The organism is Spiribacter roseus (assembly GCF_002813635.1).
GTDB classification, from domain to species: Bacteria; Pseudomonadota; Gammaproteobacteria; order Nitrococcales; family Nitrococcaceae; genus Spiribacter; species Spiribacter roseus.
Genome location: NZ_CP016382.1, coordinates 1,400,236 through 1,414,689, shown reverse-complemented (window position 1 = coordinate 1,414,689; position 14,454 = coordinate 1,400,236). Strand labels below are relative to the sequence as shown.

Below are 14,454 nucleotides of genomic sequence, written 5' to 3'. Positions count from 1 at the left end.
TGGTGAACTCGCCACGGGAGCATGCGGCCGTCATGCGCGACGAGGCGGTGGCCGCCCTCGCTCCGCGCATCGACGGTGTGTATGTGGACGCCACCTACGGGCGCGGCGGCCATGCCGGGGCGCTTCTCGAGGCGCTGGGCGAAGGGGCCCGTCTGTGGCTGGTGGATCGTGATCCCGAAGCCGTCGCGCAGGCACACGAACGCCACGGTCATGACCCACGCTGCCGGATCCTGCAGGCCAACTTCGCCGAATTGGGCATAGAGCTTCGCGCCGCCGGTCTGGCGGGCCGGGTCTCCGGGATCCTCCTGGATCTGGGCGTGTCCTCTCCCCAGCTTGATCAGCCCCAGCGTGGCTTCAGCTTCATGCGCGAGGGACCGCTCGACATGCGCATGGACAACGGCGGGGGCGAAACGGCAGCCGAGTGGCTCGAGCGGGTCGACGCCGGCACGCTGGTGCGTGTGCTCAGGGAGTACGGCGAAGAGCGCTACGCCCGTCGCATCGCGGCGGCGATTGTGGCGGCGCGGGACGCCGCCGCGCTGCCGCAGACCACCACGGGACTGGCTCGGCTGATCACCGAGGCGGTACCGCGGCCCGAACCGGGTCGCCATCCGGCGACACGCAGCTTTCAGGCGATCCGTATCCACCTCAATGGCGAGCTGGAATCGCTGAGCCGGCTGCTCGATGACATCTGCGAGTTGCTTGAGCCCGGCGGCCGCCTGGTGGTGATCAGTTTTCATTCCCTCGAGGACCGTCGCGTCAAGCGTTTCATGACGCGCAACAGCCAGGTCGGCGATCTGCCGCCCGGGGCCGGTGTCGTGCCCGCGGAAAAGCGCCCGGGGCTGCGCCGCGTCGGGCGCGCCCACCGGCCCGCCGAAGCCGAGGTGCAGCGCAACCCACGCGCACGCAGCGCCACCCTGCGCATCGCGGAGCGGTTGCCATGAAACGCCCGATCCTGACATTGCTGGTACTGGGCGTGCTGGCGGTGGGCTCAGCGGTTGCGGTGGTGGAGGTGCGCCACGAAACCCGCAGTCTTTTCGTCACCCTCGAGTCACTGCGCGACAACCGTGATCAGCTCAACACCGCATGGCGGCAGCTGCAGCTCGAGCAGGGTGCCCTTGCCATGCAGTCCCGGGTCGAGCGCATTGCCCGTGAGTCCATCGGTCTCAAGGCGATCGATCCACAGAACACGACGCTGATCCGGCTGGAATCCGGGGGCGAGCGACAATGAACCGGCGCAAGGCCCGCTCCGTGGCACCGCCGGCGTGGCGTCGTGTGCTGGTGCTGGTCTTGCTGCTGGCGCTGCCGGTGGTGTTGATGGCGCGGGCCGTATCGCTGCAGCTGATCGATGGGCCGTTCCTGCAGGGACAGGGGGAGCAGCGTCATCTGCGGGTGGAATCCCTGCCCGCGCATCGCGGCACGATCCGCGACCGGCAGGGCCAGCCGCTGGCCATCAGCGCACCGGTGGACTCGGTCTGGGCGGATCCGCGCGTGACCACACAAGAGGCTTCGCAGCAGGATCTGGCCGCGCTGGCCCGCCTGCTCGACACCGATCCGGCCAGGCTGCGTTCGGACCTGAACGAGCGCCGCGAACGGGCGTTTTTCTACCTCGAGCGCCATGTCAGCCCGGACCTTGCCGCCCGGGTGAGCGCACTGGATGTCCCCGGCGTCGCCCTGCAGCGTGAATACCGCCGGTTCTATCCCACTGGAGAGGTCAGTGGCCATGTGCTCGGCTTCACCAACATCGATGATCACGGCCAGGAGGGCCTCGAACTCGCCTACGATGATTGGTTGTCCGGCGAGCCGGGCGCCAAGCGTGTTCTGCGCGACCGCCACGGGCGCAATATCGAGGATGTCGAGCGACTGCGCGAGCCTGATCCCGGGCATGATCTGACACTGACCCTCGACAAACGCCTGCAGTACGTCGCCTACCGCGAGCTCAAGGCCGCCGTCGAGCGGCATCAGGCCGCCAGTGGCTCCATCGTGCTGATGGACGCGGACAATGGCGACATCCTGGCGATGGCCAATCAGCCTTCGTTCAATCCCAATCGCCGCTCGGAGATGACCGGTGGGCGTTACCGCAACCGCGCTGTCACCGACACCTACGAACCCGGCTCGGTGGTGAAGCCGTTTACGGTCCTGGCCGCGCTGCGCACGGGTCGCTATACCCCCGAGACCGTCGTCGAGACGGCGCCGGGTGTCATGCGGGTGGGTGGCCATCAGGTGCGTGATGTCCGCAATTTCGGCGAGCTCACGGTCGCCGGCGTGCTGCGCAAGTCGAGCAATGTCGGTGCCGCGCAGATGGCGCTGTCCCTCGAGTCGGGGCAGGTCTGGCAGACACTCAACAGCCTCGGCATTGGCGAGCCCAGTGGCGTGGGGCTGCCTGGCGATAGCGCTGGCAGGCTTTCTTCCATGCCCTCGGAGCGCCCCATCGAGCGGGCGACCCTCGCCTTTGGTTACGGCCTGTCGGTGAGCAATCTGCAGCTGGCAAGGGCCTACTCGGCCATCGCCTCCGGTGGGGAACTGCCCACGCCCGCGCTGATCGCGGACGGGCGCCGGCCGGACCCCGAGCGGGTGATGAGCGCCCGGCGCGCCGCCCAGCTCCGCGAAATGCTGACCGCTGTGACCGAGTCCGGAGGCACGGCGACACAGGCGGCCATTCCCGGCTATCAGGTCGCCGGCAAGACCGGCACCAGCCGCAAGGCCGTGTCCGGCGGTTATGCCGAGGACCGTTACATCTCGACCTTTGCGGGCATGGCACCGGCCAGTGACCCGCGTTTTGTGGCCGTGGTGACGATCGATGAGCCCCGCGGTGATGCCTACTACGCGGGCCCCGTGGCCGGGCCAGTGTTTGCGGCGGTGATGGGTGACGCACTGCGGTTGTATAACGTGATGCCCGATGCAGCCTTCGATCAGCCGGGTCTGACCGTGGCCGGCGGAGAGTCGCCATGAGCCGGGTCTGGTCCGCCGAAGCGCTGCTTGCCCCCTGGCTGGTGGATGCCCGGTTGAAGGGCGTTGGCGTGACCGGTATCGCGCTAGATGCCCGGCAGCTTGCCCCGGGTGGCCTGTTTCTGGCGCTGGCCGGTTACCGGGCCCATGGCCTGGACTATCTCGATCAGGCCCTCGCGGCCGGGGCGGGCGTGGTGCTCTATGAACCCGCGGCCGGGCAGGAACACCCCGCCATCGCCGCGCGCTGCGACGCCGCCGGCGCCGTGGCCATCGCCAGGGCCGGCGTCGGCGCGCTGGCCAGCGCCATCGCCGGTCGATTCTACGATGAGCCATCGCGGGCGATGACGGTGATCGCGGTCACGGGCACCGATGGCAAGACCTCGGTCTCCCACTACATCGCCCAGATGGCCGAAGATCTGCAGGGACCGGCGGCGGTGATGGGGACCGTGGGCTGGGGGCGCCCGGGGCAGCTCCGCGCCTCGACACAGACCACCGCCGATCCGGTCAGTATTCAGGCGCGCCTGGCGGCGCTGCGGGACGACGGCATTTGCTGCGTGGCGATGGAAGTCTCCTCGCATGCCCTGGCGCAACACCGTGTGGACGGCGTGACGTTTGCCACCGCAGTGCTGACCCATGTGGGGCGCGATCATCTTGACTACCACGGCTCGGCGGCGGCCTATGGCGCCGCCAAGCGCCGTCTGTTCGCGTGGCCCGGCCTGCGCCGTCAGGTCCTCAATGGGGAGGATGCCGTGGGCGCGGATCTGGCCGCGCACCCGCTATCGGACGCCACCCCGGTCGTCTACGGCCGGACGGGTGCCGCTGATCTGTGCCTGTCGCGGCTCGAGCGTCGGGCCGAAGGGCTCGAGCTGGGCATCGATCATGCCGGTCGGCAGCATACCGCTCACCTGCCGCTGATCGGCGATTTCAATGCCCTCAACGCCCTCGCGGCGCTGGGCGCATTGATCGAGTCCGGCAATGTGCCGGCGGCGCTGGGCGCGTTGGGCCGGCTGCAACCGGTACCGGGTCGCATGGAGCGATTCACCGTGGAGGGCGGTCCGGTGGTGATTGTCGACTATGCGCATACCGCCGGGGCCCTCGCGGCGGCGCTCGATGCCCTGCGACCCCATGTCCGCGGCCGGCTATGGGTGGTCTTTGGCTGCGGGGGCGATCGTGACACCGGCAAGCGGCCCCTGATGGGAGCGGCTGCCGGCCAGCGCGCCGATGGCATCATTCTGACCAGCGACAACCCCCGTTCCGAGTCGCCGGCGGCGATTCTCGAGGCCGTCCGGGCCGGCTGCGCGGGCCACGGTGACTGCCGGGTCATCGAGGATCGCGCAAGCGCGATCACCGCCGCCATCGAGATGGTCGGTCCCGGCGATGCCGTGCTGATCGCCGGCAAGGGCCACGAGACCGAGCAGCAGATCGGCGCCACGGCCCACGCCTTCAGTGATCGTGACTGTGCGGCCAGCGTGCTGTCGCGGAGGGCGGGCTGATGGAAGCGGTGCGGTTGCTGTCCCTGGTGACTGAGTTCGGCGGCGAATCGCGGGGCGGTGAGGTGACCGTCACAGGGGTCGCCATCGATTCACGCCGCGTCAGCCCCGGGGACCTGTTCATTGCCCTGCGTGGCGAGCGGATCGACGGACACGAATGCATCGATGCCGCGGCCCGGGCCGGTGCCGCGGCCGCGCTGGTCGATCACTACACCGACGCGGCGCTGCCGCAGTGGCGGGTGGACAACCCGCAGCGGGTGCTCATCGAGCTGGCCTGCCGCGCCCGGTCGGCGAGCCGTGCCCGGGTGGTGGGTGTGACCGGCAGCAATGGCAAGACCACGGTCAAGGAAATGCTCGCCGCCATCCTCGGGCGCTGCGGTACCACGCGGGCCACTGAAGGCAACCTGAACAATGAGCTGGGCGTGCCGCTGACGCTCTGTGGCATCGATCCGGATGATGACTTCGCCATCGTCGAGATGGGCTGCGGTAAACCCGGCGATATCGCGCTGCTGGCAAGCTGGGCGCGTCCATGGGTCGGTGTGGTGACACATGCCGGTCCGGCCCACCTGGAGGGTTTTGGCAGTGTGGCGGCGGTGGCCGACTGTAAGGGCGAGCTGTTCGAGGAACTGCCGGCCAAGGGTTATGCCATCGTCAATGCCGATGACCCCTACGCCGCGGTCTGGGAGCAAAAGGCGGCGCATTGCCATATCAAGCGCTTCAGCCTCGACGGCCATGCCGCCGACGTCACAGGGGTGGAGCGGGCCGACGGCCGGCTCGAGATCCGTTTCGAGGATGCCGCCATCACCGCGGCGGTGGCCCTGCCCGGGCGTCATAACCGGGCCAATGCGCTGGCGGCCGCCGCCGCGGCGCGTGCCGCCGGGGCCAGCCTCGAGACCATCGCCGACGGGCTCATGGCCGTGGCCCCCGTCGCGGGACGACTTCAGTATCGCGACGGCCTCGCCTCGATGACGCTGGTGGATGACAGCTACAACGCCAACCCGGCCTCCCTGACGGCGGCACTCGAGACACTGACCGCGACCGGGACACCGCTCTGGCTGGTCCTGGGCGATATGGCGGAGTTGGGCGATGCAGGCCCGGCGCTGCATCGCCGCGCGGGCGAGCAGGCCCGCGAGCTGGGGGTCGAGCGCTTATTCGCCACCGGTCCGCTCGCGGCCCATGCGGCCGAGGGCTTCGGTGCCGGCGGTGCCGGGTTTGCGACCCGCGCTGAACTGGTGGAGGCGGTCAAGACCGCCGCCCGGCCCGGGATCAACGTGCTGGTCAAGGGATCGCGCTCGGCGGCGATGGATGAAGTGGTCGCCGCACTGGCGGCCGGCGGGTCAGGGGAGGGACGCGCATGCTCCTGATGCTTGCCGAACAGCTGGAGGCGTTCTACAGCGCGTTCAATGTTTTTCAGTATCTGACCTTCCGGGCCATCCTCGGCACGCTGACGGCGCTGGGCATCGGTCTGCTGGTGGGGCCCTGGCTGATCGGTCGGCTGCAGCGTCATCAGGTCGGCCAGTATGTCCGCACCGATGGGCCGGTCAGTCATTATTCCAAGGCCGGCACACCCACCATGGGGGGCGCCCTCATGCTGGTGGGCATTGGTGTGGCCACGCTCCTGTGGGGGGATCTGACCAATCGCTATGTCTGGCTCGTGCTGCTCACGACGCTGACCTTCGGGGCGATCGGCGGCACCGACGACTGGCTGAAACTCACCCGCGGCAGCAGCGAAGGGCTGCGGGCCCGCTCCAAACTGCTGCTGCAGAGCATTGCCGCGCTGATTGCCGGCGCGGTCCTGTTCGCGATGGCCACTTCACCCGTCCAGACCACGCTGATCCTGCCCTTTCTCAAGGATGTGGCGATCCCGCTGGGCATCCTGCTGATTCCGCTGACATGGCTGGTGGTGGTGGGCGCCTCGAATGCGGTCAATCTCACCGACGGGCTCGATGGCCTTGCCATCATGCCAACGGTCCTCGTCGGCGGTGCCCTGGGGATCTTCGCCTACGCCAGCGGCAATGTGAATTTCGCCGATTATCTGGCGATCCCCTACGTCGCCGGGGCGGGCGAGCTGACGGTTTTCGTCGGCGCGCTGGTGGGCGCGGGGCTGGCCTTTCTGTGGTTCAACACCTATCCGGCGCAGGTGTTCATGGGCGATGTCGGGTCGCTGGCGATGGGTGCGGCCCTGGGCATGATCGCCATGGTGGTCCGTCAGGAGGTCGTGCTGTTCATCATGGGGGGCGTGTTCGTCGCCGAGACGGTATCGGTGATGATCCAGGTGCTCTGGTTCAAGCGCACCGGGCGTCGCGTCTTTCGCATGGCACCGCTTCATCACCACTTCGAGCTCAAGGGTTGGCCGGAACCGCGGGTCATCGTGCGGTTCTGGATTGTCTCGGTGGTGCTGGTGCTCATCGGTCTGGCCACGTTGAAGCTGCGATGACGGGAGAGGCGCACATGCACACCCGCATCGAATGGGATCAGATGGTGGTCGGTCTGGGCGAGTCCGGCCATGCGGCGGCCTGTCATCTGGCCGATGCGGGCCATCGCGTCGCGGTCATGGATACCCGCGTGGACCCGCCCCGGGGCGCTGCTCTGCGGGCGCAGCATCCGGATATTCCGGTCATCACCGGCGATCTGGATGAGCGGCTGCTGGCTGACGCCGATGAAATCGTCCTCAGCCCCGGGATCGATCCGCGCCATCCCGCGCTGCGGGCGGCGCGGAGGCGCGGGCAGTCGATCATCGGCGAGATCGAGTTGTTTGCCCGGGCGGTGAACGCCCCGGTGATCGCGATCACCGGCTCCAACGGCAAGACCACCGTCACCCGTATGGTCGCGGCGATGGCCGAGCAGGCCGGGATCGATGTCGCCGCCGGTGGCAATCTTGGCCCGGCGGCGCTTTCGCTGCTGGCGAGCCAGCCGCGCGCCGAACTGTTCGTGCTCGAGCTGTCGAGTTTCCAGCTCGAGACCACCGTATCGCTGCAGCCGCAGGTGGCGGCCGTCCTCAATCTGAGCCCTGATCACCTTGACCGCTACGATGACATGGCGGCCTACGCCGCAGCCAAGGCGCGGATCTTCCGCCATGCCGAACACGCGGTCCTCAATGCTGACGACCCCTGGGTAAGGGGCATGGCGGGCGACGCCGCCGCCGTCCACCGGTTCGGCGACGCTGCGCCGCCGGCATCGGCCTGGCGAATCGGCCGGCACCACGGCGACGCCTGGCTGATGGCCGGCGAGACGCCGGTGATGCCGCGCGACGCCCTTGCCCTGCCGGGGCACCACAATGCACTGAATGCGCTGGCGGCGCTTGCCATCGGCGAGGCCGCCGGTCTTGACCGCGACGCGATGGTGACTGCCCTGACTGCATTCCGGTCACTGCCGCATCGCACCGAGTCGCTCGGCTGGCGGGAGGGCCGTCAGTGGGTGAACGACTCCAAGGCCACCAATGTGGGTTCCGCGATTGCGGCGATCCGTGGGCTGGAAGGGCCGCTGGTGTTGATCGCCGGCGGTGACGGCAAAGGCCAGTCGTTCGCCGCTCTGGGAGCGGCGCTGGCGGAGACCGGCCGCGCGGCGGTGCTGTTCGGCCGCGATGCGGCAGCGCTCGCCGACGCCCTTGCCGGCCATGTGGACGTGACCACGGCGGCCGATCTGGACGCAGCCCTGCAGGCCGCACGGCGCGTATCGCGGCGCGGGGATGTGATCCTGCTGTCGCCCGCCTGTGCCAGTCTGGATCAGTTCACCGACTACCGTGCACGCGGCGATCACTTCCGCCGTTGGGTGGAGGCGCTACCCCATGACTGAGCGCCTGTCACTGTCCGTACTCACCGCGCCCTTCGCAGGCCGGCTTCCGGCCGCTGGCGAATTCGACCGCCCGCTGCTGGTGGCGATCCTGGTCCTGGCGGCGCTGGGACTGGTGATTATGGCGTCGGCCTCGGTGGCGATTGGCGAGGCATCCAGCGAGTCGGCCACGCATTTCCTGCGGCGTCAGGCGGCGTTTCTGGGGCTTGGGATGCTGGCCTTCGCGGTCTGCCTGCGCATTCCCCTGACCTTCGTGGCCGCCGTATCCGCGCCGCTGCTGGTCCTGTCGTTCGCGCTGCTGATCGCCGTGCTCATTCCGGGGGTCGGGCGCGAGGTGAATGGCGCTACCCGCTGGATCCCGCTGGGACCGGTCAATCTTCAGGTCTCGGAATTCATCCGACTGTTCGTGCTCATCTATTTCGCCGCCCTTCTGGCGCGTCATGGGGAGCGGGTCCGGGCCTCCGCGGCGCCGATGCTGCCGGTTGCGCTGGTGATGGCGGCGGTGGGCGCGCTCCTGCTGGCGCAACCCGACTTCGGCGCCCTCGCGGTGCTCGCGGCCACGGTGGGTGGTGTGCTGTTCATCGCCGGCGTGCCGCTACTGATCTTTGTGGTGTTGGGCACTGTCGCGGTGATGGCGGGGGCCGCGCTGATCATTGCCGAACCCTATCGCCTGGAGCGCTTCACGGCGTTCACCGACCCCTGGGCGGATCCGTTCGCCAGTGGCTTTCAGCTCACCCAGTCGCTGATTGCCGTGGGCCGTGGCGAGTGGCTGGGGGTTGGTCTGGGCAACAGCGTCCAGAAGCTTTTCTATCTGCCCGAGGCGCATACCGACTTCGTCTTTGCCGTGATGGCCGAAGAGCTCGGCGTGGTCGGCATGGCCGTCACCATCGGCCTGTACAGCTTCATCGTGTGGCGCGGCTGTGGCATCGGGGCGGCCAGTCTGCGCAACGGGCGGCTGTTCGGTGGCCTGCTGGCCTACGGGGTGGCCATTGCGTTCGGGCTGCAGGCGTTCGTGAACATGGGCGTCAATCTGGGACTTCTGCCCACTAAGGGTCTGACCCTGCCGTTGATGAGCTACGGCGGTAGCAGTCTGATCGTGACCGCGCTGGCACTGGGGCTGCTGATGCGGGCCGATCTCGAGTGCCGGCAAGCCGGCCGGGCGGCCAGTCAGCGGCCGCGGCGGAGGGCGACATGACCCCGCGACCGATCCTGATCATCGCCGGTGGCACCGGCGGGCATGTCTTCCCGGCGCTGGCCGTGGCCGAGGTCCTCGCCCGGCAGTCGGTGCCGGTGATCTGGTTGGGAACGCCGCTTGGCCTCGAGGCCCGCGTGGTTCCCCAGGCCGACATCCCCCTCGAGACAGTGACCGTGCGGGGCCTGCGCGGTAATGGCTGGGCCGGATGGCTCAAGGCGCCGTGGATCGTGGCGCGGGCGGTTTTTGAAACGCTCGCGGTACTGCGTCGGCATCGGCCGCGGGCGGTCCTGGGAATGGGTGGCTACGTGGCGGGGCCGGCAGGCATCGCCACCTGGCTCCGGAAGATCCCGCTGATCATTCACGAGCAGAATGCGATTGCCGGGCTGACCAATCGGCTGCTCTCGCGGCGGGCCACTCGCGTGCTGACCGGGCTGGACGCGACGTTCCCCGGTGATCGGGCGACGACCTTTACCGGCAATCCGGTGCGCGGTGCCATCACCGCACTGGCCGAGACGGACCCGGCGCCGGCGGCGCCCCATCCGCGGCTGCTGGTGATCGGCGGCAGTCTCGGGGCGCGCACCCTCAACCGGGTGGTACCCGAAGCGCTCGCCCGGCTGCCTGTGGCGGAGCGGCCGACGGTGCTGCACCAGGCTGGCGAGCGGAGTCTGGAGACGGCCCGGTCCGGCTATCGCGAGGCGGCCATTGAGGCGGATGTCCGTGCCTTCATCGATGATATGGCGGGCGCCTATCACGCCGCCGATGTGGTGATCTGCCGGGCCGGCGCGCTGACCGTCTCGGAACTGGCGGCGGTGGGACGCGCCGCGATCCTGGTGCCGTATCCCTACGCCGTGGACGATCATCAAAGCGCCAACGCCCGGTTTCTGGTGGAGGCCGATGCGGCGCGGATGATCGCCGACGATGCGCTCTCGGCGGAGGGCCTGGCGGCGGTGCTGCGGCCGCTGCTGACCGAGCCGGCGACGCGGGCCCGGATGGCTGCCAACGCCCGGCACGTCGGACGCCCGCGGGCGGCCGAGCAGGTCGCCGATATCTGCCTGGAGGTGAGCGCATGACCAGCCTGCAGCCCCAGACCCCGGGTGGCCCCGGCGCCATGGGCCCGGTCCAGCGTCTGCATTTTGTGGGCGTCGGCGGAGCCGGCATGGGCGGCATCGCCGAAGTCCTGCTCAACCTGGGCTACACGGTCAGCGGTTCGGATCTGCGTGAGAATGCCGTGATCGAGCATCTCCGCGGTCTGGGTGCGGGCATCGCCATCGGGCATCGGGCCGAGCAGGTGCGTGACGCCGATGCGGTGGTCATCTCCAGCGCCGTCACCGAAGACAATCCCGAGGTGATCGCCGCCCGGGCCGCGCGGGTGCCCGTGGTCCCACGCGCCGAGATGCTCGCCGAGCTGATGCGCTTCCGGTTTGGTATTGCGGTGGCGGGCACCCATGGCAAGACCACCACCACCAGCCTGGTGGCGAGCATCCTCGGTGAGGCGGATCTGGATCCGACCTTCGTGATCGGCGGCCGGCTGAACAGCGCCGCCAGTCATGCACGCCTTGGCACCGGCCGTTATCTGGTTGCCGAGGCGGATGAAAGCGACGCCTCGTTCCTCTATCTCAACCCGATGCTCGCGGTGGTCACCAATATCGATGCCGACCATCTGGAGACCTATGGCGGTGATTTCGATCGGCTGCGCGCGACGTTCATCGAGTTTCTCCACCACCTGCCGTTCTACGGGCTGGCCGTGCTCTGCGACGATGATGCCGAGCTGCGCTCACTGGCCGGCGAACTGGCGCGGCCGGTGCGAACCTACGGGTTTTCCGCCAGCGCCGACGTCCGGGCCACCGATGTCGTTGCCGACGCCGGCCGCAGTCATTTCACGGTGCGGGCCGAGGGATTCGAGCCGATGCCGGTCACCCTCAATCTGCCCGGCCGCCACAATGTGCTCAATGCGCTGGGAGCGATTGCCGTGGCCCGGGCGCTGAATGTTGCCGATACCGCGATTCAGCAGGCCCTCGGGGCGTTCGCCGGCATCGGCCGGCGCTTCCAGCAGCTAGGGCGGCTGCCCGTCGCCGGCGGCAGCAGCCTGCTCATGGACGACTATGCGCATCATCCCCGCGAGATCGAGGCGGTCACCGAGGCGCTGCGCAGTAACTGGCCGGGACAGCGGCTGGTGGTGATTTTCCAACCCCATCGATTCACCCGCACCCGCGATCTGTTTGACGACTTCGCGCGGGTCCTGGGCGAGGCCGATCTGCTGCTGGTCACCGAGGTCTACGGCGCCGGTGAAGCCCCACTGCCCGGCGCCGACGCCCGCAGTCTGTGCCGCGCCATCCGGCTGCGCGGTCAGGTGGATCCGGTGTTCGTCGGTGACCTCGATGAGCTGATCTCAATCCTGCCGGCCATGCTGCGGCCCGACGATGTGGTGATCACCCTCGGTGCCGGCAGCATTGGCACGGCGCTACCGCGGCTGCTGGCCGGGGAGGCGCGGTCATGACGATGGCTCACGGCCAGCTGCGTCAATCCGTTCCCATGGCGCGCCACACGACCTGGCGCGTCGGTGGCCCCGCGGCGCGGGTCTATGAACCCGTGGACAGCCGTGACCTGGCCCGCTTTCTGGCCAGCGATCAGGCCGTCGAGCCGTTCCACTGGCTGGGTCTGGGCAGCAATCTGTTGATCCGCGACGGCGGCCTGCAGGGGACCGTGATCCGCCTGCACCGGGGATTGTCCTCGCTGCAGGATCAGGGCGACGGGCGGATGCGGGTCGATGCCGGTGTCCCCTGCGCGAAGCTGGCGCGGGAATGCGGCCGACGGGGTTATGTCGGGGCGGCGTTCTTTGCCGGCATCCCGGGTACGATCGGCGGCGCACTGGCGATGAATGCCGGTGCCTGGGGCGGTGATACCTGGTCGCAGGTGGAATCGGTGGAAACCGTCGATCGTCACGGCACGCTCCGCGAGCGTGATCCCGCCGACTTCGCCGTGGGGTATCGCGAGGTACGCGGAATGGAAGGCGAGTGGTTTACCGCCGCGACCTTCCGTTTTCAGCCGGGCGGTGATCCGGCTGCACTCAAGGCGCGGGTCAAGGACCTGCTCGCCGAGCGGGCCGAGAAGCAGCCCACCGGCATTGCCAGTGGTGGGTCGGTGTTCCGCAACCCGCCCGGTGATCATGCAGCGCGGCTGATCGAGGCGGCCGGGCTCAAGGGGGCCCGCCAGGGCGGCGCCCGGGTGTCCGAGAAACACGCCAACTTCATCGTCCACGACGGCGCGGCCTGCGCGGCCGACATCGAGGCGCTCATCGACCGGATCCGGGCCACCGTGCAGGCCGTTTACGGCATCACCCTGGAGACCGAGGTCCGCATCATCGGGGAGGCGTTGTCCCATGACGCTTGATGCACACCTCCAGGGGCATGATCCCGGCCGGGTGGCGGTGCTGATGGGCGGCCACTCGGCGGAGCGCGAAATCTCACTGGCCAGCGGCGGCGAGTGCCTGGCGGCGCTGCAGGCGATGGGGGTCGAGGCCACGGCCTTTGACCCCGCCGAGCGCCCGGTGGCGGCCCTTGCGGACTATGACCGCGCGTTCATCGCCCTGCACGGGCCGGGCGGCGAGGATGGCGTGATGCAGGGTGCGCTGGAGGCCATGGGCATCCCCTACACCGGCAGCGGCGTGCTGGCCTCGGCCCTCGGCATGGACAAGCTGCGCAGTAAATGCATCTGGCAGGCGATGGACCTGCCCACGCCGGCCTTCCGTGTGCTGCGGCATGGCGACGACCCGCAGGCGGTGGTCGAGGCGCTGGGGCTGCCGCTTTTCGTCAAGCCGCTGCGTGAGGGGTCAAGCATGGGCACGACCCGGGTGGATCGCGGCGCCGACCTGGCCGCGGCGGCCGAGCAGGCGCGGGCGTTTGGTGGGGCGGCGCTGGTCGAGCGCTGCATCGACGGCCCCGAATACACGCTTGCGCTGCTGGCGGACCGCGACCTGCCCGCCATTCGCATCGAGGTGGATGAACCGTTTTATGACTACCGCGCCAAGTACCAGTCCGAGTCCACGCGGATGGTCCTGCCCTGCGGTCTGGACGTGGCGGCCGAGGCCCGGATGGCGCAGCTGGCGCGTCGCGCTTTTGCCGCTATCGGCGCCTGCGGCTGGGGGCGTGTGGATGTCATGGCGGATTCCCAGGGCGGTCTGTGGCTGCTCGAGGTGAACACCATCCCGGGCATGACCGATCACTCGCTGGTGCCCGCTGCGGCCGCATCCGCCGGGATCGGGACGCACGAGCTGGTGGCGCGGATTCTGCTGACGAGCTGGAGGCATGGTGACGGGCAGTGAGCGGTTTTGTGAGCCAACGCGCGGCGCTGTTGCTGTTGCTGGGATGCCTGACGGCACTCGGCGCCGGCGCCCTGCATGCCCTCGACCGGGGCTGGGTGGGGCCGTTGCTGCCCCTCGAGCGGATCGGCTTCGACGGCGAACTGGCGCGCCTGCAGGCCTCGGAGCTGCGCGCGGCGCTGAGTGGATCGCTGCAGGGCGGGTTGCTGACCGCCGACGTGACCGCGATCCGCGAGGCGGTCGAGTCGCGGCCATGGGTGGCCACGGCGACGGTCCGGCGGGTCTGGCCGGATGCCCTGCGGGTCACCATCGATGCACATCAGGCAGTGGCGATCTGGGGGGAGGGCGCGCTGATGAACGCCGATGCCGACCTGTTCCGGCCCAGTCCGCTGCCGGATCTGGCGCTACCGGCCCTGGCCGGTCCGCCGGGCAGTGCCGAGCGGGTGCTCGCCCGTTATCGGGCGCTGCAGGCCCGGCTCGAGTCAGTCTCTCTGAAGGCCGTGGCGCTGACGCTGAACGAGCGTCGGGCTTGGACGCTGACACTCGACGGTGGCGGGGTCGTGCGTCTGGGCCGCGACTCGGTCGACGCCCGCCTGGCGCGCTTTGTCGCCGCCTGGCAGCAGTTGCCCGAGACCGATCAACGACAGCCGGCGGTGGCCGATCTGCGCTACCCCGATGGATTTGCCCTGCGGTGGCAGGACGAGGAATGAGTC

General features: G+C 69.2%; 13 protein-coding genes. All 13 read left to right on the top strand.

The features are described 5' to 3' along the window. Positions 1 to 2 precede the first annotated feature (2 nt). From rsmH to BBH56_RS06835, 13 genes are read left to right on the top strand one after another with little or no spacing between them, the layout of a single operon-like run. Positions 3 to 941 carry a 16S rRNA (cytosine(1402)-N(4))-methyltransferase RsmH gene (gene rsmH, locus BBH56_RS06895; RefSeq protein ID WP_318262519.1) on the top strand — a complete coding sequence of 313 codons (939 nt, stop codon included), beginning with the start codon at positions 3 to 5 and terminating at the stop codon, positions 939 to 941. Then, positions 938 to 1,228, top strand: coding sequence for a cell division protein FtsL (gene ftsL, locus BBH56_RS06890; RefSeq protein WP_110882942.1), 291 nt, complete (start codon positions 938 to 940; stop codon positions 1,226 to 1,228). Before rsmH ends, ftsL begins: the two co-directional genes overlap by 4 nt. Next, positions 1,225 to 2,949, top strand: a complete 1,725-nt coding sequence (locus BBH56_RS06885; protein WP_148122372.1) for a peptidoglycan D,D-transpeptidase FtsI family protein — start codon at positions 1,225 to 1,227, stop codon at positions 2,947 to 2,949. The genes ftsL and BBH56_RS06885 overlap by 4 nt, the downstream gene beginning before the upstream one ends. Beyond that, entirely contained in the window at positions 2,946 to 4,439 is a 1,494-nt protein-coding gene (locus BBH56_RS06880; RefSeq protein ID WP_148122371.1) for a UDP-N-acetylmuramoyl-L-alanyl-D-glutamate--2,6-diaminopimelate ligase, read from the top strand. The genes BBH56_RS06885 and BBH56_RS06880 overlap by 4 nt, the downstream gene beginning before the upstream one ends. Continuing rightward, positions 4,439 to 5,800, top strand: a complete 1,362-nt coding sequence (locus BBH56_RS06875) for a UDP-N-acetylmuramoyl-tripeptide--D-alanyl-D-alanine ligase (protein WP_148122370.1) — start codon at positions 4,439 to 4,441, stop codon at positions 5,798 to 5,800. The genes BBH56_RS06880 and BBH56_RS06875 overlap by 1 nt, the downstream gene beginning before the upstream one ends. Continuing rightward, the gene (gene mraY, locus BBH56_RS06870; RefSeq protein ID WP_144348037.1) at positions 5,791 to 6,873 is read left to right on the top strand and encodes a phospho-N-acetylmuramoyl-pentapeptide-transferase; all 1,083 of its coding nucleotides are present in this window, start codon (positions 5,791 to 5,793) and stop codon (positions 6,871 to 6,873) included. The genes BBH56_RS06875 and mraY overlap by 10 nt, the downstream gene beginning before the upstream one ends. Before the next feature lie 14 nt (positions 6,874 to 6,887). Continuing rightward, entirely contained in the window at positions 6,888 to 8,231 is a 1,344-nt protein-coding gene (gene murD, locus BBH56_RS06865; RefSeq protein WP_318262518.1) for a UDP-N-acetylmuramoyl-L-alanine--D-glutamate ligase, read from the top strand. Further along, complete coding sequence (gene ftsW, locus BBH56_RS06860) at positions 8,224 to 9,423, top strand: putative lipid II flippase FtsW (protein ID WP_148122369.1); 1,200 nt, start codon at positions 8,224 to 8,226, stop codon at positions 9,421 to 9,423. Before murD ends, ftsW begins: the two co-directional genes overlap by 8 nt. Further along, positions 9,420 to 10,493 (top strand): undecaprenyldiphospho-muramoylpentapeptide beta-N-acetylglucosaminyltransferase, encoded by a 1,074-nt coding sequence (gene murG / locus BBH56_RS06855; RefSeq protein ID WP_148122766.1) that lies wholly within the window; start codon positions 9,420 to 9,422, stop codon positions 10,491 to 10,493. Before ftsW ends, murG begins: the two co-directional genes overlap by 4 nt. Then, entirely contained in the window at positions 10,490 to 11,920 is a 1,431-nt protein-coding gene (gene murC, locus BBH56_RS06850) for a UDP-N-acetylmuramate--L-alanine ligase (RefSeq protein WP_110882948.1), read from the top strand. The genes murG and murC overlap by 4 nt, the downstream gene beginning before the upstream one ends. Continuing rightward, positions 11,917 to 12,813 (top strand): UDP-N-acetylmuramate dehydrogenase, encoded by an 897-nt coding sequence (murB, locus tag BBH56_RS06845; protein WP_148122368.1) that lies wholly within the window; start codon positions 11,917 to 11,919, stop codon positions 12,811 to 12,813. Before murC ends, murB begins: the two co-directional genes overlap by 4 nt. Beyond that, a complete protein-coding gene (locus BBH56_RS06840; protein WP_148122367.1) occupies positions 12,803 to 13,744 on the top strand; it encodes a D-alanine--D-alanine ligase in 942 nt (313 codons plus the stop codon). Before murB ends, BBH56_RS06840 begins: the two co-directional genes overlap by 11 nt. Then, positions 13,741 to 14,451 (top strand): cell division protein FtsQ/DivIB, encoded by a 711-nt coding sequence (locus BBH56_RS06835; RefSeq protein WP_148122366.1) that lies wholly within the window; start codon positions 13,741 to 13,743, stop codon positions 14,449 to 14,451. Before BBH56_RS06840 ends, BBH56_RS06835 begins: the two co-directional genes overlap by 4 nt. Positions 14,452 to 14,454 lie beyond the last annotated feature (3 nt).